16 protein-coding genes and 1 pseudogene are annotated in these 19,740 nt (G+C 64.9%); 12 read left to right on the top strand and 5 right to left on the bottom strand.

Translation table 11 applies throughout. The annotated features are described in order from the left end of the window. Positions 1-3: 3 nt before the first annotated feature. From AC6CDK_RS03155 to AC6CDK_RS03185, 7 genes are all read left to right on the top strand, one after another. Positions 4-459, top strand: coding sequence for a PAS domain-containing protein (locus AC6CDK_RS03155; RefSeq protein ID WP_039646967.1), 456 nt, complete (start codon positions 4-6; stop codon positions 457-459). A gap of 150 nt (positions 460-609) precedes the next feature. Further along, entirely contained in the window at positions 610-1,263 is a 654-nt protein-coding gene (locus AC6CDK_RS03160; protein WP_039646965.1) for a DUF6448 family protein, read from the top strand. A 40-nt stretch (positions 1,264-1,303) separates the two neighbouring features. After that, on the top strand, positions 1,304-1,831 hold the full coding sequence (locus AC6CDK_RS03165; RefSeq protein ID WP_014552105.1) for an HPP family protein: 528 nt from the start codon (positions 1,304-1,306) through the stop codon (positions 1,829-1,831). A 138-nt stretch (positions 1,832-1,969) separates the two neighbouring features. Further along, a complete protein-coding gene (locus AC6CDK_RS03170; RefSeq protein ID WP_192905667.1) occupies positions 1,970-3,985 on the top strand; it encodes a sensor histidine kinase in 2,016 nt (671 codons plus the stop codon). 32 nt (positions 3,986-4,017) lie between these two features. Continuing rightward, positions 4,018-5,121 (top strand): bifunctional molybdenum cofactor guanylyltransferase MobA/molybdopterin-guanine dinucleotide biosynthesis adaptor protein MobB, encoded by a 1,104-nt coding sequence (gene mobAB, locus AC6CDK_RS03175; protein ID WP_039646960.1) that lies wholly within the window; start codon positions 4,018-4,020, stop codon positions 5,119-5,121. Positions 5,122-5,216: 95 nt separating this feature from the next. Continuing rightward, complete coding sequence (gene moaA, locus AC6CDK_RS03180; RefSeq protein ID WP_192905666.1) at positions 5,217-6,197, top strand: GTP 3',8-cyclase MoaA; 981 nt, start codon at positions 5,217-5,219, stop codon at positions 6,195-6,197. 33 nt (positions 6,198-6,230) lie between these two features. Beyond that, positions 6,231-6,665, top strand: coding sequence for an MOSC domain-containing protein (locus AC6CDK_RS03185; RefSeq protein WP_039646956.1), 435 nt, complete (start codon positions 6,231-6,233; stop codon positions 6,663-6,665). 131 nt (positions 6,666-6,796) lie between these two features. Here the strand turns inward: AC6CDK_RS03185 and AC6CDK_RS03190 are convergent, their stop codons facing one another. The 3 genes and pseudogenes from AC6CDK_RS03190 to AC6CDK_RS03200 form a co-directional block, all read right to left on the bottom strand. After that, positions 6,797-8,005, bottom strand: coding sequence for a class I SAM-dependent rRNA methyltransferase (locus AC6CDK_RS03190; RefSeq protein ID WP_039646955.1), 1,209 nt, complete (start codon positions 8,003-8,005; stop codon positions 6,797-6,799). A 94-nt stretch (positions 8,006-8,099) separates the two neighbouring features. Beyond that, positions 8,100-8,231: a peptidylprolyl isomerase gene (locus AC6CDK_RS03195; protein WP_264158260.1), complete on the bottom strand. Its 132-nt coding sequence runs from the start codon at positions 8,229-8,231 to the stop codon at positions 8,100-8,102. Positions 8,232-8,274: 43 nt separating this feature from the next. After that, positions 8,275-8,421 (bottom strand): annotated as a pseudogene (locus tag AC6CDK_RS03200) (hypothetical protein); the annotation flags it as partial. Between the two features lie 415 nt (positions 8,422-8,836). Here AC6CDK_RS03200 and aroF point away from each other — a divergent pair. The 4 genes from aroF to AC6CDK_RS03220 all read left to right on the top strand — a co-directional run bounded on the left by aroF (position 8,837) and on the right by AC6CDK_RS03220 (position 13,498). After that, complete coding sequence (gene aroF / locus AC6CDK_RS03205) at positions 8,837-9,856, top strand: 3-deoxy-7-phosphoheptulonate synthase (protein ID WP_039646953.1); 1,020 nt, start codon at positions 8,837-8,839, stop codon at positions 9,854-9,856. A gap of 99 nt (positions 9,857-9,955) precedes the next feature. Beyond that, the gene (locus AC6CDK_RS03210; RefSeq protein ID WP_192905665.1) at positions 9,956-10,441 is read left to right on the top strand and encodes a hypothetical protein; all 486 of its coding nucleotides are present in this window, start codon (positions 9,956-9,958) and stop codon (positions 10,439-10,441) included. 107 nt (positions 10,442-10,548) lie between these two features. Further along, positions 10,549-12,621 (top strand): M1 family metallopeptidase, encoded by a 2,073-nt coding sequence (locus tag AC6CDK_RS03215; RefSeq protein WP_192905664.1) that lies wholly within the window; start codon positions 10,549-10,551, stop codon positions 12,619-12,621. Positions 12,622-12,649: 28 nt separating this feature from the next. Further along, the gene (locus tag AC6CDK_RS03220; protein WP_039646947.1) at positions 12,650-13,498 is read left to right on the top strand and encodes a ChaN family lipoprotein; all 849 of its coding nucleotides are present in this window, start codon (positions 12,650-12,652) and stop codon (positions 13,496-13,498) included. Between the two features lie 7 nt (positions 13,499-13,505). Here AC6CDK_RS03220 and AC6CDK_RS03225 read toward each other — a convergent pair whose 3' ends face one another. Both AC6CDK_RS03225 and AC6CDK_RS03230 read right to left on the bottom strand, forming a co-directional pair. After that, positions 13,506-14,960 (bottom strand): PAS domain-containing sensor histidine kinase, encoded by a 1,455-nt coding sequence (locus AC6CDK_RS03225; RefSeq protein WP_039646945.1) that lies wholly within the window; start codon positions 14,958-14,960, stop codon positions 13,506-13,508. Between the two features lie 26 nt (positions 14,961-14,986). Continuing rightward, positions 14,987-16,762, bottom strand: a complete 1,776-nt coding sequence (locus AC6CDK_RS03230; protein WP_192905663.1) for a cytochrome c3 family protein — start codon at positions 16,760-16,762, stop codon at positions 14,987-14,989. Positions 16,763-16,965: 203 nt separating this feature from the next. Between AC6CDK_RS03230 and ileS the strand changes: the two genes are divergently transcribed. Then, positions 16,966-19,737: an isoleucine--tRNA ligase gene (ileS, locus tag AC6CDK_RS03235; protein ID WP_192905662.1), complete on the top strand. Its 2,772-nt coding sequence runs from the start codon at positions 16,966-16,968 to the stop codon at positions 19,735-19,737. Positions 19,738-19,740: the final 3 nt, after the last annotated feature.

Below are 19,740 nucleotides of genomic sequence, written 5' to 3' on the forward strand. Positions count from 1 at the left end.
CGCATGGCTGACGATACGAACGATGTCCTGTATCGCCTGGTTGCCGAGGGAGTTCCCGATGCCGTTGTCTATGCCGACCGGGAAGGGATCATCCGGCTCTGGAGCCCCGGGGCCGAACGGATGTTCGGCTTTGCCGCAGCCGACGCGGTGGGGCAGTCCCTGGACCTCATCATCCCCGAGAATCTCCGGGCCCGGCACTGGGAGGGGTACCGCCGGGTCATGGACACAGGCACGACCCGCTACGGCACCAAGCTGCTCACGGCACCGGCCCTGCGCGCCGACGGCAGCCGCCTGTCCACCGAGTTCTCCATGGCGCTCGTGCGCGACGGAGCCGGTGACATGGCCGGCAGCGGCGCCGTGATTCGTGACGTGACCGAACGCTGGCTGAAGGAAAAGGATATGAAAGAGCGCCTGGCTGAGCTGGAACGGTGCTGCGGCACCGACCGGCCCGGCCGGTAGCGCTTTGGCGTGAAAGGAAAAGAACGGCATGGAGTATTTCATCGCAGGACAGGCCCTCTGCTGGGGGCTCGTTGCGGCGGCCGCCCTGCTCTGGAAAAGGGAGTGAGGCAGTCTCCACCCATTACAACCACGTAAAGGAGAACCTGAACCATGAACAAGAAGACCATCGTTATCCCCGCCCTTTATCTGGCCCTTCTCTCCGCCGGGGTCACCCTGTCCGCCGGCAGTGCCCGGGCCCACTGTGATACCCTGGACGGCCCGGTCGTCCAGGATGCCCGCATCGCCCTGGAGAAGAACGACGTAACCCCGGTCCTCAAGTGGGTTAGGGAGAAGGATGAAGCAAAGATTCGCAGTTCCTTCAGGGAAACCGTGGCAGCGGCGAAGAAGGGAGCAAAGGCGAAGGAGGCGGCCGAGCACCGCTTTTTCACCTCTCTCGTGAAGGTCCACCGGGCCGCGGAAGGAGCACCCTTTACCGGACTCAAGCCCGCCGGGACGGTGGAGCCCGCGGTGGCGGCGGCCGACAGCGCCCTGGCGTCGGGTTCATCGGCCGAACTCGTAAAGATCGTCACCGATGCGGTTGCCGCCGGTATCCGCGAGCGCTTCGACCGGGTTGCCGAGGCGAAGAAACACAAGGACGAGAGCGTGGCCGCCGGCCGGAAGTACGTGGCGGCCTACGTGGAGTACACCCACTACGTGGAGCGCCTCCATCGGGACGCGGAGGGGCACGCCGCCCACCACGGCGGCCCGGACGGGACGAAGGCGCCCCACGGCCACGGCGATGCCCATGCGAGCCACGGCCACTGATCGCGCCGTTCATTGATCCAGGCATGGAGGCCGTGCGCGCTTGAAAAAACGGATCACCCGGTTACCCGGCAAGATGAAAGGGCAGGGGAGGAACAGGGAGCGTCCTCCCCTGTCGTTCAAATACGCCCTGTGGGGGTGTGTGAGCGGGATGGCAGGGGTCCTTGCCATCATGGCGGTGACCCGCATGGCGGGCCATCCCCTGCTGATCGGCTCCTTCGGCGCATCGGCGGTGCTTTTGTTCGGGGCCGCCGAATCTCCCTTCGCCCAGCCCCGCAACCTGGTGGGGGGACACCTGGTTTCCGCCGTTGCCGCGGTGGCGGTGACGGCCTGGCTCGGGTCCGGTCCCGTTGCCGTCGCCCTGGCAGTGGGGGCGGCTACCCTCCTCATGTACCTCACCCGCACCATCCATCCACCCGGTGGCGCCACTGCCCTGATCGGCGTCCAGGGGCACGCGGGACTCTCCTTTCTCGTGGACCCGGTGTTGACCGGCGCGCTGATCCTGCTGACAGTGGCCCTGTTCACCAACAATATCGTCCAGCACCGGCACTATCCGGAGCAGTGGTGGTAGGGAAGCCGGTCCGGGGAACGCTGTCCGCGCCGGGAAAATAAGCTTGCCCGCATACCCCGGTTCCGGTAAGCTCGACCGTAACACCCTGCCGTTCCTCCCGCCATCAGCCGCCGGCGTTTTCGGAGTTGCGCATCATCGATGGACAGCCCGCCCCTCTATAACAGCAGGATCTTCGATACCTATCTGAAGCTCCTCGCACAACGGTATCCCCACGTTCGGGCCGATGACGTGCTCAGCCATGCCGGCATGTCGGTACACGAGGTCGCGGACCCCGGCCACTGGTTCACCCAGCAGCAGGCGGACCGCTTTTACGAGGCACTCGCGCGGATGACCGGCACCCCCGACATCGCGCGGGAAGCGGGCCGTTTCGCCGCATCACCCGAGGCGCTCGGCCTGGTACGGCAGTACATCCTCGGGCTGGTGGGGCCTGCCCGCGGCTATGCCCTCCTCAATCGTGCGGCAGCCTTTTTTACCCGGTCATCGACGTTCGAGTCCCGGAAGATGGGGGATAACCGGATCGAGGTCTCGGTTCGCTTCCGGCCGGGGGTGAGTGAGCGGCCGTACCAATGCGCCAACCGCATGGGATTCCTCGAAGCACTTGTCCTCATCTTCAGCCGGCGTCTCCCGGAGATCGAACATCCCGAGTGCATCTTCCGGGGCGGTGAGATCTGCCGCTACGTGATTTCCTGGCCCAGGGGTCGCGCCGACCTCTGGCGGACGGGGCGACGCTGGGGGCTTCTCGGCGGCTCGGTTCTCGGGCTTGCCACCCTTCTCCTGAGCCCCTCTCTGTTCCCCCCTGTGGCGGCAGTGGTCATCCCCCTGATTCTGCTCCTCTTTCTTGCCGCCGAGCGCGTCGAGAACAAGGATTTGAGCGCCACCCTCGACACCCTGCGGGACTCTGCCGACAAACTGCTCGGCCAGTGTCAGTCAAACAGCGACAACGCGCTGTTAGTGAGCGAAATCGGGCAGGTGGTCAGCAGCAAGAGCGACATCGGGCAGATCCTGACCAGTATTGCCGCGTTGCTGGAGAAGCGGCTCGACTACGACCGGGGCGTGATCATGATGGCCGATGCCGACGGAAGCACGCTCAGGGTGCTGGCCAGCTTCGGGTTCGACGAGGCAGGTCGGCGGGTCATCCACGATACGCCCATTGCGCTGGACGGCATCGGCCCCCGCGGCGTCGTGGCTGCCTCGTTTCTCGACCAGAAGCCGTTCCTGGTGAACGACCTCGACGAGATCGGCCACCTCATCCCGCCGCTGCACCGGGAGGTGGGACGCCGGCTGGACATTCGCTCCTTCATCAGTTGCCCCATCGTCTGCGAGGGGCAATCCCTCGGCGTGCTGGCGGTGGACACGAACCGCACCGGCAGGCCGTTGCTCCAGAGCGACCTGAGCCTCCTCATGGGGATTGCGCCGGTGATCGGCATCAGCATCCACAACGCCGAGCACTTGGCCCGGGAACAGCGGCAGGCCGCCCTGCTGGAGGTCGCCAACCAGGAGTTGGAGGCGTTCTGCTACACCGTGGCCCACGACCTCCAGGCACCGCTCCGGGCCATCAACGGCTACTGTGCGGTCATCCGTGAGGAGTGCGGCGACCGGCTCCCTCTGCCGGCTCCCGCCTACTTCTCCCGGATCGGCGCGGCAGCGGTGCGGATGGGTGAGTTGATCGACGATCTGCTCGCCCTCTACCGGGTAACCCGCCGCGACCTGGCATGGGAGGAGATCGACCTGAGCGCCCTGGCGGGCGAAGTGGCGGGGGAACTGCAACAGCGGGAGCCGGGCCGCGCGGTGGAGTTTGCCATTGCCGCCGGCGTTACTGTCCGGGGAGACCGGCAACTGCTGCGGATTGCCCTGGAAAACCTGCTGGGCAACGCCTGGAAATATACCGGCACGCGCTGCGTGGCGCTCATCGAGTTCGGCACGGCAGAGGTAGGCGGCGTTTCCGCCTGTTTCATCCGGGACAATGGCACCGGCTTTGACATGCGGTATGCCGACAAGTTGTTCCGGCCCTTCCAACGGCTCCATCGGGACGGTGAATTCGAGGGGACCGGCATCGGCCTGGCCACGGTGTACCGGATCGTGACCCGCCACGGCGGGCGGATCTGGGCCCAAGCCGAAGAGGGCCGGGGCGCCGTGTTCTACATCGCCCTTTGACTCTTCGTCCGTTTCCCCCGTACAATCCGCTCATGGACAATCCTCTCCTCACCGACGTGACCGGCGTGATCCTCGTGGGCGGCCGGAGCCGCCGCATGGGACGGGACAAGGCTCTCCTCCCCCTGGGTGGCGCGCCTCTCGTGGCGCGGGCGATCGACGCCTTCCGCCGGGTCTTTGCCCGGACCGTGCTGGTGGGCGACCGGGGGGAGCGCTTCCGGGAACTCGGCATGGAGGTGATCTCCGATATCCACCCCGGCAGCGCCCTGGGCGGGCTCCACGCGGGCCTCGCCCGGGCCGGAACGCCGTACGTGTTCGTTGCGGCATGTGACGTGCCGTGGCCCGATTCCCGGGTAATCGCGCACCTTTGCTCCCTGCGGCCGGGTTACGACGTGGTGGTGCCGGTCACCGGCGGAGGGCTCGAACCCCTCTTCGCCGTGTACGGCACGGGCTGTCTTCCGGCGGTGGAGCGGATGCTGCGGCAGGGGAACTGCCGAATCTACGATTTCTACCCCGAGGTGCGGACCCGCCGGGTGGCCATGGCGGAACTGGCCGGTCTCGCTGCCCCGGAACGGACGTTCGTCAATGTCAATACGCCGTCCGAGTTCGAGCACATCAGGCATCTGGAGGAGGCACCAATGGCCAAGGCCGTATCGTTCGTGGCAAAGTCCGGGACCGGCAAAACCACGCTTCTGGAGAAGGTCATCGCCGAGTTGAAGTCCCGCGGTTACCGGGTCGGCGCCATCAAGCACGACGCCCACCGCTTCGATATCGATCACCCGGGCAAGGACAGCTATCGGTTTACCGCAGCCGGGGCGGACACCATGCTCATCTCTTCGCCCGAAAAGCTGGCCGTGGTGAAGAAGCACGAGGCATCCCCCCCCATCGAGGAGTTGATCGCCACCTACTTCGGCGATGTGGACATCATCATCACCGAGGGGTTCAAGAAGAGCGGCCTTCCCAAGATCGAGGTCCACCGCCGGGAGCGGAGCCCGACGCTGCTCTGCCGCGGTGAGCAGCATGACCCGACCCTGCTGGCGGTGGCGAGCGACGAGCCCCTGGAACTGGACGTGCCGGTCCTGGATCTGAACGATCCGAAGCAGGTGACCGACTTCGTGGAGGAGCGGTTTCTGAAGTAACGGCGTTGACGGTTTCGTATACACTCTCCTCTGTCACGGGTCATTCTGTTATAGTGACAAAAATGCAACACCGTATCTTTCCGCCTGGATTTCCCATGGAACTCATTGACAGCTTCGGCCGCCGCATCAACTATCTCCGCCTCTCGGTCACCGACCGGTGCAATCTCCGCTGCAGCTACTGCATGCCGGCCGAGGGGGTGGAAAAGCTCGCCCATGGCGACATCCTTTCCTACGAGGACCTCTTCCGCATTGCCCGGGCCGCCGTTGCCATAGGCATCGAAAAGATCCGGATCACCGGCGGCGAGCCCCTGGTCCGCAAGGGAATCGTTCCGTTCCTGGCCCGTATTGCCGCCATTGAGGGGCTTCGGCATCTGGTCCTCACCACCAATGGCCTCTTGCTGCCGGAAATGGCGGCCGATCTCCGGAGCGCGGGTGTCCAGCGGCTCAACATCAGCCTTGACTCGCTCAGGGCTGACACCTTCCGGGCCATCACCAGGATCGGTGATCTGCAACGGGTGCTCGACGGCATCGCCGCCGCCGACGCGGCCGGTTTTCCTCCTCCCAAAATCAATATGGTGGTCATGCGCGGTATCAATGACGGTGAAGTGGCCGATTTTGCCCGCCTCACCATTGACCGTCCCTGCACGGTGCGTTTCATCGAGTACATGCCGGCCACGCGGGAGGACAACTGGCAGTCCCTGACCGTGCCGGGCCGGGAAATCCTCGACCGGATCTCCGCATCGCACGAGCTGGAGCCGGTGGAGAAAGGGGCCTTTGCCGGACCGTCCAGGGATTTCCGGATCCGGGGCGCTGCCGGGACACTCGGCGTGATAACCGCCGTTTCCGGCCACTTCTGCGGCGATTGTAACCGCGTCAGGGTCACCTCGACCGGCATGGCCAAGAGCTGTCTCTTCTCGGATGAAGGGTTCGACCTGCGTCCGTTCCTCGAAACCAGCGACCCGATTATCCTTCAGGAGGCACTGCGGCGGATCGTGGGGGTCAAGCCCGAGCGCCACGGTATGAGCGCATACAAAGCAGAACACCAGGCGTTTTCCATGGCGAAGATCGGCGGATAACAGTGCCGGAAGCACCACAAGCGGGAGGGTCTCATGTCAGCGAGAGTAGTTGCCGTCTGTATCAGCAGGAACAAGGGGGAGCGCAAGACGCCGGTGGCGGGCGTGGAGTTGCGGGAGAACCACGGCATTGCGGGCGACGCCCATGCCGGCGACTGGCACCGCCAGGTGAGCCTTCTGGCCAAGGAGAGCATCGACAAGATGCGGGCTCTGGGGCTCGACGTGGATAACGGCGATTTTGCCGAGAACATCACCACCGAGGGGATCGACCTGCCGGCGCTACCGGTGGGTGCGCGTTTGACGGTGGGGGAGACGCTCCTCGAAGTGACCCAGATCGGCAAGGAGTGCCACACCCGCTGTGCCATCTACTATCAGGCCGGCGACTGCGTCATGCCCAAGGAAGGCATTTTTGCCCGGGTCCTGACGGGAGGAGCGGTGAAACCGGGGGATGGCATCGTCCGGGTGCCCTAGCATTACCTACCGGCCAGTTCCCGCCCGTAATTCCCTTCGCGGTGAAACCTCTCCACGTGTCCTGCCGCTCCTGCATCCGCCGGTTCTCTTTCCCCGCCTTTCAGGGATACCCACGGGACGTAACGTACCCGTTACGTCTTCCCCTTGACACTGACCACATATTTCAGATAGCGCCCTTCGGGGAAGGTGACCGGGTAGGGGAAATCTTCAGGCTGGCCGGCCAGGGAGATCACCCGCACGGTGCTGCCCGCCTGGAGCGCTCCACGGCGCAATTCCTTGAGGTAGTCGGCCACATCCACCTTCTGGTGGTTGGAGGAGGTGATCAGGAGCCCCCCTTCCGCCAGCAGGGGAAGCGAAGCGGCAACAAGGTCCGAGGTGCCGCCGCGCGTGGTGAAGCGGCTTTTCGACGTGGTTGAGAAGGAAGGGGGGTCCATCAGGACGATGTCGAAACGCTCCTGCCGGCGGGCGAGTTCCGCCAGGGTGTCCATGCAGTCGCCCACAATGAATTCGTGGCGCTTGGGATTGAGGCGGTTTGCCTCAAAATGGGCCTTTGCCCAGTCGGTGTAGGTGGGAGAGGCATCCACGCTTGTCACGCGGCTCGCTCCGCCCGCCGCGGCTGCCACGGAAAAGGCGCCGGTATAGGCGAAGAGATTGAGCACCCGCTTGCCGGCTGTCCGGGCCATCAACTGGCCGCGGTTGGCGCGCTGGTCCAGGAACAGGCCGGTGTTCAGGCCCCGCTCCAGTTCGACCAGGAAGGTCAGGCCGTTTTCCCGCACCGCTAGCCGTGGCGGTGCGGCGGCGCCGGCCAGGAGCCGCCCGTAACGCTTGGTGTCGCTCACCGCTTCCAGCTCCCGCGTGTTGCGGGGGCGGGTTTTTTCATAAATGCCGGCCGGTTTCAGGGCCCCGGCCAGCACCCGGGTCAGTTCCGGCAGGTGCGGCCGCCACCCCCCGCAGTAAAGCTGAACCATCAGGTAGTCGCCGTAGCGGTCCACCGTGATGCCCGGCAGACCGTCCCCTTCGCCGTTCACGAGCCGGTAGGCATCGGTCTCCTCAAGGGGGACATGGGACCGCCGCAGCTCCAGGGCGTCTTCCAGCCGCTGTGTCAGCCACCTTTCCCCCAGGCGGAATCCTTTTCCTCCCAGCACCCGCGCCACAATGCGCTCGCCCGGGTCCAGGAGGGCCGTTGCGAGGAAGCGCCCCGAGGCATCCACCAGTTCCACCAGGTCGCCGGCCGAGCCGGCGGGCCACTTTTTCGTATAGGCGTCGGCGATGATCCAGGGATGCCCCAACTCCAGCATCCGCACCGATTCAGGGCCGACGACGCAGCGTAGAGCTCCCATCGTCTTCTCCTTGTTCCGGTGAAACTGTTAACACAGCTACCGGCCGCGGGCAACGAATTAATCGAACGGTTGCCGTTGCCGGACCATGGCCCGCTCAGGCGTTTTCGATTCCGTGGAGCCGGAGCGCAAAGGTCAGGCCGCAGCCGGCCAGGGGATGATTCCCATCCAGAACTACATGGGCGCCGGTCACCTCCACCACAAGCATGATCCGCCCGGCGCGGGCCATGGGCGTCTGCGGCGGCGACCAGGATGCTCCTGGCCTCGCCCGGCCGCATGCCGATGATTGAGAGCCCCAGGGCGGGGAAAATCTCGTTCTTGCCAATGGTGAAGCGCAGCGGCGCCTCGCTGGTGGTGCTGTCGAAGGTTCTGCCGTTGTCCAGGATGCCTTGCCTATAACCACCGGCTGTCTCGGCCATGGTTCCAGCCGCGGGAGTCTTGTTCGGCTTGTGGGTAACTGGTTGAAAATGCGTTGGTGCCGTGTCGCGTCGAAGCACTGGGAAGAATAAAAGCAGAAATCGAACCAATGGCGTATCCGTTGCGAATTAATGCTTGACAATATCCGGCCGGATCGGCAACTATACGATCTATGATGAATTCGGGCCTCTATTTCTACGAGAACTTTTACTTTTGGTACGGCTTTTATTTTAGGCCGTCTGCCCAGGGTAGGGGTTTGTCGTAGGGGAAGCACACACCATACACTAAACCGGAAGCCGAGGGTGGACAGGATACCACCCCCGGCTTTTCAGTTTTCAAGACCAATACTGCAGCACCACTGGGCCGGGGGAGAAATCCTCCGGCCTTTTGCCTTTCGGGAGACCACGGGAGGAAGGAATGATCATCGTCATGAAAGCGGGAGCGGCAAAAAAGGACCGGGACGAGGTAATCAGGCGGATCAGCGAACTGGGCTACAATCCCCACGTCATCCATGGCACCACGCGGGACGTGATCGGGGCCGTGGGGGACGAGCGGGGCAAGCTGGTCCTTCAGGGCATCGAGTCCATGCACGGCGTGGAGAGCGTGGTGCCGATCCTGAAGCCGTACAAACTGGCATCAAGGGAGGTGAAGCCCGAGCCGAGCGTTGTCGCCATTACGGATACCGTGGTCATCGGCGGACCCGAAGTCATTGTCATGGCCGGGCCCTGTTCGGTCGAGGGAGAGACCATGATCATCGAGACGGCAAAGGCGGTAAAGGCGGCCGGAGCCCAGGTGTTGCGGGGCGGAGCATTCAAGCCGCGCACCTCTCCCTACTCCTTCCAGGGACTCGAAGAGGAGGGGCTCAAGCTGCTGGCCAAGGCGCGCGAAGAGACGGGCCTCCCCATCGTGACCGAGGTGGTCAATCCCGAGACAGCCGAACTGGTGGCCGAGTACTCCGACATTCTCCAGATCGGAGCCCGCAATGCCCAGAACTTCGCCCTGCTCAAGAAGGTGGGGCAGCTCCGGCGCCCGGTGCTCCTCAAGCGGGGCATGTCCATGACCATCCAGGAATTCCTCATGAGCGCCGAGTATGTCATGAGCGAAGGGAACCAGTCGGTTATCCTCTGCGAGCGCGGCATCCGCACCTTCGAAACCGCCACCCGCAACACCCTGGATCTCTCGGCCATCCCGGTGTTGAAGCAGATGACCCACCTGCCGGTCATTGCCGATCCTTCCCATGGCACCGGAAACTATCACTACGTGGCACCCATGGCCCTGGCCGCTGTTGCCGCCGGCGCGGACGGCCTCATGATCGAGGTGCATCCCGATCCCGAGCGAGCGTCGTCCGACGGACCCCAGTCGCTCAAGCCGAAGAAATTCGACGCGCTCATGGCAAAGCTGCGGCTCGTGGCGGAGTCCGTGGGCAGGCGACTGTAGCGACGAGCAGCCGCCTGTCCCATGCCGGGTCGGGAAAGGGGTTGCGGGGAGGCGGGAGATTCGTTATGGTGAGAGAATATTAATCCATGGAGGGATTACATGACGCTCATTCGACTGACACTGTTTCTGACGGCCCTGCTCGCGGCCACTCACGCCTTCGCGACTCGGCCGGCTCGGCAGGCGGCGCCGGTTGCCGAATCGGAGGCTCGGCTGGCCCTGGAGTCGATCCTCGATCTCTGGCGCGACGGCAACTACGACGCCCTCTACGAACGGACGAGCATCACCGGTGGCGGGAGTCGCGAAGCATTTGCTCGTCGCCTTGCCGGAGCCTCGCGCCGCCCGGCGTGCTGTTGGGAGAAGATGCAGGAGGTCCGGGTGACGGTGCGCGGCACTGATTCCGTCTCCGTTCGGGCCACCTTCGGCCTGGAGGGAGGACCGGGCGGCACCGACCACGTGACGCGGGCCATCCGCCTCGTTCGGGAGGACGGCGTCTGGAAGGCGGCGCGGGCCGATATCCTTGCCCTGGCGGGTGAAAAGCGGACAACATACCGTTATGTGAAGCGGGAGGGGAACGCCGGACAGTAGCTGATCCGGGAGGAATGTCGCCCCGCCCCGCGGCTCCGGTCATGCGGCGGGGCGGGCTTCCGGGGCAGCCCTTGGTATCGGGCGGTTTGATGGTATAGTTGTTCACCATGAAACCTTACATCGCCCTTTCGGCCATCCTGGTCGCCATGCTCCTTGTGGCCTGTTCGGCACGGGGAGAAGTGCGCGTCGTCCGGCAGGAGATTGCCGTGCTGCTCGTGCCGCCGCAGCATCTCGTCGTCGGTGAAAGCACCCTGCATCTCGCACCCGGCGCTGCCGGGGAGCTCAGCCTTGCCCTCAACGGCTCGGCCCGGCTCGAAGCCGTGCGCCTGGACGGCCGCGACATCCCTTTCCGCAGGGAGGGCGGGGCGCTCCGGCTGAATCTGCCCGTAGGCACCGGCGAGCGGCGGGTGACGGTTGCCTACCGTTGCATATTCAATGATCCGGCCCCGGAGCGGCCGGTGGTGACGGAGGACCCCTCCTACGGGGTGAGCGCCGTGGTTGCCGAGCGGGGGACCTATCTCGGCAGCGGCGCGGGCTGGTATCCGGAACCGACGGCGCCGCCGGGCAGCCGAATCGTCACCGTCAGAGCCCCCGAAGGCATCGAGGCCGTGACCGCCGGTCGGCGCGCGGCCAGGGCAACGGCCGGGGGCGTCACCACTTCGGTCTGGGAGGAGGAGCACCCCGCCGAGGCCCTCTCGCTGTCGGCCGGCGCTTACGTGGTCGCCGAACGGAACGTGGACGGCATCCCTCTCTACACGTATCTCTACCCCGAAAACGCGGCGCTCGCCGACCGCTATCTGGAGGCGTCCGCCGGCTACCTCCGGTTCTACGCGGAGAAATTCGGCCCCTATCCCTTTGAGAAGTTCGCCGTGGTGGAGAACTTCTTTCCCACCGGTTACGGCTTCCCGTCCTACACCCTCATCGGCGGCACGGTCATCCGGCTTCCCTTCATCGTCCATACGAGCCTCCCCCACGAGATAGCCCACTGCTGGTGGGGCAACGGAGTGCTGGTGGCCTACGACCGCGGCAACTGGTCCGAGGGGCTCGTCACCTATCTGGCGGACCACCTGCTGGAGGAGCGGAAATCGGCCCGGGATGGGCGTGACTACCGCTACCGCCTCCTGGCAGACTATGCTTCGCTGGTACCCGCCGGAGAGGATTTTCCGCTGCGGCGATTCCTGGGACGGGTCGATCCGGCCTCCCGTGCCATCGGCTACGGCAAGGGAGCCATGCTGTTCCACATGGTCCGCCGGGAAATTGGTGACGATGCCTTTTTCGGCGCACTCAGGCAAGTGTTTCGGGAGTTCCGGTTCAAGGCGGCATCATGGGACGATTTCGCCCTGGCCTTTTCCCGCGCCTCGGGCCGCGACATGGTTTCGTTCATGAACCCGTGGCTCGAACGGACCGGCGGCCCACGTCTCGCCCTGGCCGAGGTGAAGCGGCGGCAGGTTGGGGACGGCTGGCTCGTGAACGGGGTGGTCCGGCAGGAGGGCGATGCGTTTCCTGGGCGGGTGCGGGCGCGGGTGGACGCCGGCGGCACGTCCCGGGACAGCCTGGTGGAGACGACGGGCGGGCGCACCGGCTTTACGGTTGCCGTGAGCGGGCCGCCCGAGCGGGTTACGCTCGATCCCGAGGCGGATACCTTTCGCCTCCTGTCGCCGGAGGAACTCCCGGCAACGGTGAACAGGATCAAGGGGAGCACGGCCCTGACGGTCGTAACGGCACCCGGCTGCGGTGCTGACAGGGATACCCTGGCGCTTCTTCTCCGTTCCCTCGATCAGGCGGAGGCTCCGCTGATCCGGCAGGACCAGGTCGATGCCGCGGCCCTGGCCGGTCGCGACATTCTTTTTTGCGGCGTCCCCGGGACGACTGGTATCCGGTCGCCGCTGCCCCACGGCGTTTCAGCGTCTGCCGGCGCCTTTGCCGTGGACGGCACGACCTATGCCGGAGCCGGCGACATGCTCTTCGCGGTCGCCACCCGGCCCGACGCGCCGGGCCGGGTAACGGCGTTCCTCCATTCCCTCTCCCCGGCCGCCGCCGGGGCGGCAGCACTCAAGATCACCCATTACGGGCGCTACGGGGTGCTCGTCTTCTCGGGCGGGAACAACCGGGTGAAGGAAGCTCCCCCGGCGCTCAGCGAAACCAGCGTGGTAACGTTTGACCGGCAGGTTGACAGATAGGATGGCGCGACGTCATTCGGGAGGAAGCATGAAGCGATTGGGAACATTCGCCGGGATTGCGCTGGTGCTGGTCCTCACTGCGGTGGTGGCACGCACCTGCTTCAGCCATGATCTGATCGTGCGGCTCATGGATCGCAGGGAGATCGGCTTCGAGGAGATGATGCGGGATCTGAAGGGGGGCAAGGTGATCTATGTGGGGGAGACCCATGACAATCCCTATCACCATGACCTTCAGCTCAGGATTGTCCGCGAGCTCCATCGGGCCGGCGTGCCGCTGGCCATTGCCATGGAGATGTTCACCTACGAAAGCCAGGATGAACTGGACCGTTGGGTGGCGGGGAAAACCGATCCGGCGTCATTTCAACGGATCTACCTGAAAAACTGGAACTTCCCCTGGGCCCTCTATGGCGACATCCTGCTGTTTGCCCGGGACAGGCGCATCCCTCTCGTGGGCCTCAACGTCCCCCGGGAGGTAACCCGCAAGGTTGCCCGCCAGGGGTTCGAGTCCCTGTCGCGCGAGGAGCGCCGTAAGCTCCCCCCCAGTATCACCTGTGACGTGGATGCTGCGTACATGGCCATGATCCGGCGTTCCTACTCGGATCACGATACCAGCGCCAAGACCTTCAAGAACTTCTGCGAGGCCCAGATGCTCTGGAACAAGTCCATGGCCTATCACCTGGTCGAGTATCTGAAGAACAACCCCGGCCGGACCGTTGTGGTCATCACCGGCAGCGGGCATGCCGTGCGGGGGGGGATGCCGGTCCAGGTCGACCGGGAAAAGCCCGGTCTCGCCAGCAGGGTGGTTCTTCCCGATCCGGTGGTTCAGAACGGGTCGATCTCCGTGGAGGACGCCGACTACCTCTGGCTGTCGCACTGACGCCGGCTCATGTCATGGCCGGCAGGGAGATGAAGAAGGTGCTTCCTTTGCCCGGCGCGCTCTCCACCCAGGCCCGGCCGCCGTGGGTGGCCACGATTTCCCGCACGAGGGTCAGGCCCAGGCCTGCGCCGCCCACCTTGCGCCGGTCGCTGTTGTCGACCCGGAAGAAGCGCTCGAAAATTTTTTCCTGGAATTCTGGAGAGATTCCTATCCCCTGGTCCCTGACCCAGAGCGTTACGATGTCGGCGGTGGCGCTGGCGCCGATGGTCACGTCGCCCCCGTCGGGTGAGTACTTGATGGCGTTGGACACCAGGTTGGAAATGGCCTGGTAGAGCTGCTCCTCGTTCCCCCGCACCGGCGGCAGGTCAGGGGGGCAGTCGACCACAATCCGGTGCTTCTTGGAGGCGGCGGCGTAGAGCGAGACGACATCCGCCACCAGCAGGCCGACGGCAATCGGCGTTATCCGGAACTTGACCATGCTCGCCTTGAGCCGCTGGAGCTGCAGGAAGTTGGTGATGAGCTCGTTGAGCCGCTCGGTCTCCCGGTAGATGGTCCGCAGGTAATTTTTCTGAAGGTCCCGGTCCACCTCGTTCTCCAGCAGGAACTCCGTAAAGCCCATCATGGCGGTGAGGGGGGTATGCATCTCGTGACTGACTGCCGAGATCATTTCATCCTTCATCCGTTCCATCTCTTTGCGCTCGGTGATGTCAATGGCGATCTCCATCCGGACCATGCGTCCGTCGGTCCAGCGGATGGCCTTGTCGATGCATTGGTACCAGCGGCTGCTGATGCTGTTCTGGTACTCCCAGATGTAGGGCGGGAGCGCTTTGCCGTCCATGATCAGCTTGTCGTTGGTGCAGAAGTCGCAGGGGGTGGCCCTGCCCCCCTGGAGCACGTCGTGGCAGGTCCGGCCTTCCCACGCGTCTCCGAAGAGCTGGGCGCCGAACTTGTTCAGGTAGAGCAACTCGTAGGTGTTCATGTCAACGACGTAGACCAGGGCGTTGAGAGAGTCGAAGATGGTGCTGATCTGGTTGAACTGGGCGTGCATGGCCTCTTCGGCCTGGCGCCGGCGCCGGCGTTCGTCCGCCTCGCGCAGTTCCCGCTCGATGGCCGGGACGAGGCGGGAAAGGTTGCCCTTCATGAGGTAGTCGTGGGCTCCAGCCTTCATGGCGGCAACGGCCAGATCCTCGCCGATCTTGCCCGATACGATGATGAATGGAACGTCCAGGCCCCGCTCCTTGACGATGTTCAGGGCGGGAAGCGCCCCGAACTGGGGCATGTTGTAATCCGAGACAATGACGTCCCACTCCCCGGCGTCAAGGGCACGGTGAAGCCCTTCGGCGCTGTCGGCGCGCTCGTAGGCGGGATCGATTCCCCCGCGGCGCACCTCGCGCAGCAGAAGCAGGAGGTCGTCCTCGGAATCTTCCAGGATCAGCATGCGAATGGGTGTCGGTGTGGTCATGGGGTCCTCGTTGACCGTCGTGGCGGTCAGCGGTGAATGATGCCGGCGTTACGGGCTTGGTCGCGGTTGTCCCTGAGCCGCTCGTACCGGGTGCGATCCCCGATGGCCGGCAGGGAGAAGTCGCCCGGAATGGTCCAGGCGTTCTTCAGGTAGAACCAGGGTGCAAAACTGGAGACGGCCGTGCCCGCGGTCGTCTCGATCCGTTCCGGTGTCGATATGTTGTGGATGGCGAGCCCCCTGGCATCGGCCACCACCGTATGGCTGCCGCTGAAAGGAAGGGCTCCGGCGTCGGTGAACTCCCAGCTCACCTCCCGGCGCTGGGCGCCGTCGGCAGTGCCGTGGCACGAGTCGCACGGCCGGGGCTGGCCGTACTTGTGGGAGACCTTGTCCATCTGGATCCAGAGGAGCGCCTTGTTGTTTTCCGGCAGACCTCCCACGAGGCCCACGTAGCCGTAGGCATCGCCGGTCCGCTCCAGGTCGGGCAGCGTGGCGGGCCAGCGCCAGTGGAGGCCGGGTTTGAGTCCGGCGCCCTTCACGTTCATCACGGCCATGGGGTAAGGCTTTACCGGAATCCACCGCCCTTTCTGGTCGCGGATCAGGATCGGATCGTCCATGATTCCGTAGTATTCCTTGTACTTGAAGAACGGCGTGCCGGTTCCCCCCAGGCTACCAGGCCCCCAGTAGGTCCCCTGGTAGCCGCCCACATTCCGCACGTGGCAGGCCTCGCAGGTGAGGGTGCGATGAACGGATGTCCCGTGACTGGCCACGATGGTTCCGTGGCACCGGTCGCAGGTTGCCTGGCGCTTCACCATGGCGTGGGTCAGTCCGTTGCCGTTGCGGCTCGACTCGTGGCAGTCGAGGCAGGTGACCTTGGCCTGCAGGTGGACGTCCGGAGCCGCCCCCTCCGGGTTGGCATAGACGCCGCCGAAATAGCCCGCCCCCCGCCGCCGTTCCTCGGGGCCCGCGTGGCAGGTCTGCCCCCTGCCGCCGCCGTAGCAGCTTTCGGGCCGGGGAGTCCTGCGGAAGCCGTGCATTCCCTTTTTCGGGTCGGCGGGGTCCGCGGGCTGGGGATCGTAGTGGCAGTCGAGACACCCCACGTGGCAGGTATTGCACTGGCGCTGGTTGAGTGCGTTGGTGGCCCGGTCGAAGGGGGCCGCCGTATTTGCGGCGATGGCTTCATGATTGTCGCCGAACCAGGCCCCGCAGTTGTGGGGGCCCCGCTTCCGGTCCGTCCAGGTGCGGTAGGCGCTCTGCTTGCCGTTGCGGGCCATGGTGCTCCTGGTGAACTCGGCAAACTGCCGCGCGTGGCAGGCTCCGCAACTCTTCTCCATGCGCCCGAAGTCCTGGGACAGGGTGTCGATGCGCTTGTCCTGCCACAGGATGATGCTCACGCTCTGGTCCGGTGCGGCGCGGCCGGCCTTGTCGGTCATGAGCTTGATCCGCTCCATGGGGTTGCTGCCCAGGGAAAGGGGGTGCTTTCGCTCGACCGTCTCTCCGGTGAGCCCCTTTTTCCGCACTGCCACGAGCCGTCCCATGCCGGCGTGGGCCTTGTCCTTCACCACGGCATCGGGGCTCCCGCCGTGGCAGAGGTGGCAGTCAGCCGGCATGCCGGTCTGGGCCAGGACCTCTTGAGGGGTGACGGTGAAGTGGGGGTAGCCCAGTTCCTTCATGGTCGAGGCGTTGCCGTGGCAGCCGACGCATCCCGACCCGGCGGCGGGAGGCGCGGCAGCAGTAGCCGTTCCACCGGTTGCCGCGACCACGGGGACAGCCAGCGCGATAATCCCCGCCAACAGTCTGAGCATCCGCTAACCTCCATCCATACCGCACAAAAACGACGGACCGGCCACACGTATCACCATTCTATCTTTACTACCTCTCGCGGTCAACGGGGCGGCCGCAGGGTTTCGCTCTCCGGTACCAATGCTTGACTTTTCGACGGTTTGTGAGTAGCGTTAGACGTTTTCCCGCTGCGGCGGGGCGCGCATATCCGAACGTGGAGGAACCCATGGATTACAAGAGCACCCTCAACCTGCCGGTCACCGATTTCCCCATGAAGGCCAACCTTCCCCAGCGGGAGCCGGAGATCCTCGCCGCGTGGCAGCGGGGCGACCTGTACGGCACGATCGCCGAAGCGGGCAAGGGCAAGCCGCGGTACGTCCTCCACGACGGGCCTCCCTACGCCAACGGCCATATCCACATCGGCCACGCCCTCAACAAGATCCTCAAGGATATCATCCTCAAGAGCAAACGGATGCAGGGGTTCGACGCCCCCTATGTACCGGGCTGGGACTGCCACGGCCTGCCCATCGAGCTCCAGGTGGAGAAGAACCTGGGGTCGAAAAAGCACGAGACCACCAAGCTCCAGATGCGCAAGCAATGCCGGGAGTATGCCGAAAAGTTCGTGCATGTCCAGCGGGCGGAATTCGAGCGGCTCGGGGTCCTGGGCGACTGGGATCGCCCCTACCTCACCATGAGTTACGATTACGAGGGGATCACTGCCCGGGAACTGGCCCGCTTTGCCGAGAACGGCGGCCTCTACAAGGGGAAAAAGCCGGTCCACTGGTGCTCCTCCTGCGTCACGGCCCTGGCGGAGGCCGAGGTGGAGTATGCCGACAAGACTTCCCCCTCCATCTACGTGAAGTTTCTGCTCCAGGACGATATCAGCACCGCCGTGCCGGCACTGGCCGGAAAGAGGGTGTCGCTGGTCATCTGGACCACCACTCCCTGGACTATTCCCGCCAACCTGGCCGTTGCCCTTCATCCGGAGCTGGAGTACGTGGCCCTGGAGACCGGCGGCGAGGTGCTCGTGGTGGCCGAGGGGCTGAAGGACGCCTTCATGGCTGCCACTGGCGTGCAAGGAAACGTGATCGCCACCTTCCGGGCGGATATCCTGTACCGGAAGCGGTGCAAGCACCCCTTCTACGACCGGGATTCCATCGTCCTGCTGGGTGAGCACGTGACCCTGGACGCGGGTACCGGCTGCGTCCACACCGCGCCCGGCCACGGCCAGGAAGACTACGAGCTGGCCCTGGTGGAGGGGCTCGATATCTATAACCCGGTTGACAACCGGGGCCGCTATATCCAGAGCCTGGAATTCTTCGGCGGTATGTTCGTGTTTGACGCCAATGCCGCAGTCATGGAGAAGCTCCGGGAAGTGGGTGCGCTGGTGGGCCAGGGGAGCGTGGAGCACTCCTACCCACACTGCTGGCGGTGCAAGAAGCCGATTATCTTCCGGGCCACGGAGCAGTGGTTCATCTCCATGGAGAAGAACGACCTGCGGCAGAAGGCCCTCACGGAGATCGACCGGGTATCCTGGGTGCCCAAGTGGGGGCGGGAGCGGATTCACGGCATGATCGAGAACCGTCCCGACTGGTGCATCTCCCGCCAGCGTTCCTGGGGTGTTCCCATCACCGCCTTCTACTGCACCGAGTGCGGCGAGATCCTGGCCGACGGCAAGACCATGCATCACGTGGCCGATCTCTTCATGGAGGGAGGGGCCGACCTCTGGTATGAGAAAGAGGCCGCCGAGCTTCTCCCGCCGGGGACGGTCTGCCCCCAGTGCGGCAAGAGTGCGTTCGAAAAGGAAATGGACATTCTGGATGTCTGGTTCGACTCTGGCGTTTCCCACGCCGCGGTTCTGGAAAACCGCCCCGAACTGGGCTCGCCGGCCAACATGTATCTGGAGGGGAGCGATCAGCACCGGGGCTGGTTCCATTCGTCGCTTCTGGCTTCCGTCGGCACCCGCGGGGTTGCGCCGTACCGGGAGGTGCTCACCCACGGCTTCGTGGTGGACGGCTCCGGCCGGAAGATGAGCAAATCGGTGGGGAACGTGGTGGCCCCGGAGGAAGTGATCAAGAAATACGGCGCCGAGATCCTCCGGCTCTGGGTGGCCGCCCAGGACTACCGGGACGACGTCAGGATTTCACAGGAGATCCTGACCCGCCTGGCCGAGGCCTACCGCCGCATCCGCAATACCTGCCGCTACCTGCTGGGGAACCTGAACGACTTCGACCCGGACGTGGACATGGTCCCCTACGACCGGATGACCGAACTGGACCGGTGGGCCCTGCACCAGCTCGAGGTGCTGAAGGAAAAGGTCGCCGCCGCCTACAACGAGTACGAGTTCCACATTCTCTACCACGCGGTGAACGGCTTCTGCACCGTGGAGATGAGCGCCTTCTATCTGGACATCATCAAGGAGCGCTACACGAGCAGGGAGGATGCCCCGGAACGCCGCAGCGCCCAGAGCGTCATGTACCTGGTGCTCGAATCCCTGGTCACGCTCATGGCCCCGGTTCTTTCCTTCACGGCCGACGAGGTGTGGGGGTACATGCCGAAGAGGTCAGAATCCAGTGTCCACCTGGCAACCTTCCCCGAGTTCCGCCCCGAGTGGAAGGATGAGTCTCTGGTGGAGCGGTGGACCCGGATCATGGCGGTGCGGGGCGATGTCTCCAAGGCCCTGGAGCAGGCCCGGGTGCAGAAGACCATCGGTCACTCCCTGGACGCGGCAGTGACGCTGGCGGCCGAGCCCGGGCTGCTGTCGTTCCTGCAGGAGTACGCCGGAGAACTGGCCACGATTTTCATCGTTTCCCGGGTGGATCTGGTGGAGGAAGGGGCCGGCGACTACCCGGCAGCGGAAGGGGTAAGCGGGCTCAGGATCGGTGTCGGTGCCGCGCCTGGTGAGAAGTGTGAGCGCTGCTGGCACTACGACGAGGGGATCGGCGGCGACAGTGAGCATCCGACCCTGTGCCCGAAGTGCGCGGCGGCGGTCAAGTAGACT

Source organism: Geobacter sp. PheSNFMC, from assembly GCF_059620965.1.

Excerpts from the sequence above, each read along its gene's own strand:
- AC6CDK_RS03155 (WP_039646967.1), top strand. The coding sequence starts at position 4 with ATGGCTGACGATACGAACGATGTCCTGTATCGCCTGGTTGCCGAGGGA.
- AC6CDK_RS03160 (WP_039646965.1), top strand. The coding sequence starts at position 610 with ATGAACAAGAAGACCATCGTTATCCCCGCCCTTTATCTGGCCCTTCTC.
- AC6CDK_RS03170 (WP_192905667.1), top strand. The coding sequence starts at position 1,970 with ATGGACAGCCCGCCCCTCTATAACAGCAGGATCTTCGATACCTATCTG.
- mobAB (WP_039646960.1), top strand. The coding sequence starts at position 4,018 with ATGGACAATCCTCTCCTCACCGACGTGACCGGCGTGATCCTCGTGGGC.
- moaA (WP_192905666.1), top strand. The coding sequence starts at position 5,217 with ATGGAACTCATTGACAGCTTCGGCCGCCGCATCAACTATCTCCGCCTC.
- AC6CDK_RS03185 (WP_039646956.1), top strand. The coding sequence starts at position 6,231 with ATGTCAGCGAGAGTAGTTGCCGTCTGTATCAGCAGGAACAAGGGGGAG.
- AC6CDK_RS03190 (WP_039646955.1), bottom strand. The coding sequence starts at position 8,005 with ATGGGAGCTCTACGCTGCGTCGTCGGCCCTGAATCGGTGCGGATGCTG.
- AC6CDK_RS03195 (WP_264158260.1), bottom strand. The coding sequence starts at position 8,231 with ATGGCCCGCGCCGGGCGGATCATGCTTGTGGTGGAGGTGACCGGCGCC.
- aroF (WP_039646953.1), top strand. The coding sequence starts at position 8,837 with ATGATCATCGTCATGAAAGCGGGAGCGGCAAAAAAGGACCGGGACGAG.
- AC6CDK_RS03210 (WP_192905665.1), top strand. The coding sequence starts at position 9,956 with ATGACGCTCATTCGACTGACACTGTTTCTGACGGCCCTGCTCGCGGCC.
- AC6CDK_RS03215 (WP_192905664.1), top strand. The coding sequence starts at position 10,549 with ATGAAACCTTACATCGCCCTTTCGGCCATCCTGGTCGCCATGCTCCTT.
- AC6CDK_RS03220 (WP_039646947.1), top strand. The coding sequence starts at position 12,650 with ATGAAGCGATTGGGAACATTCGCCGGGATTGCGCTGGTGCTGGTCCTC.
- AC6CDK_RS03225 (WP_039646945.1), bottom strand. The coding sequence starts at position 14,960 with ATGACCACACCGACACCCATTCGCATGCTGATCCTGGAAGATTCCGAG.
- AC6CDK_RS03230 (WP_192905663.1), bottom strand. The coding sequence starts at position 16,762 with ATGCTCAGACTGTTGGCGGGGATTATCGCGCTGGCTGTCCCCGTGGTC.
- ileS (WP_192905662.1), top strand. The coding sequence starts at position 16,966 with ATGGATTACAAGAGCACCCTCAACCTGCCGGTCACCGATTTCCCCATG.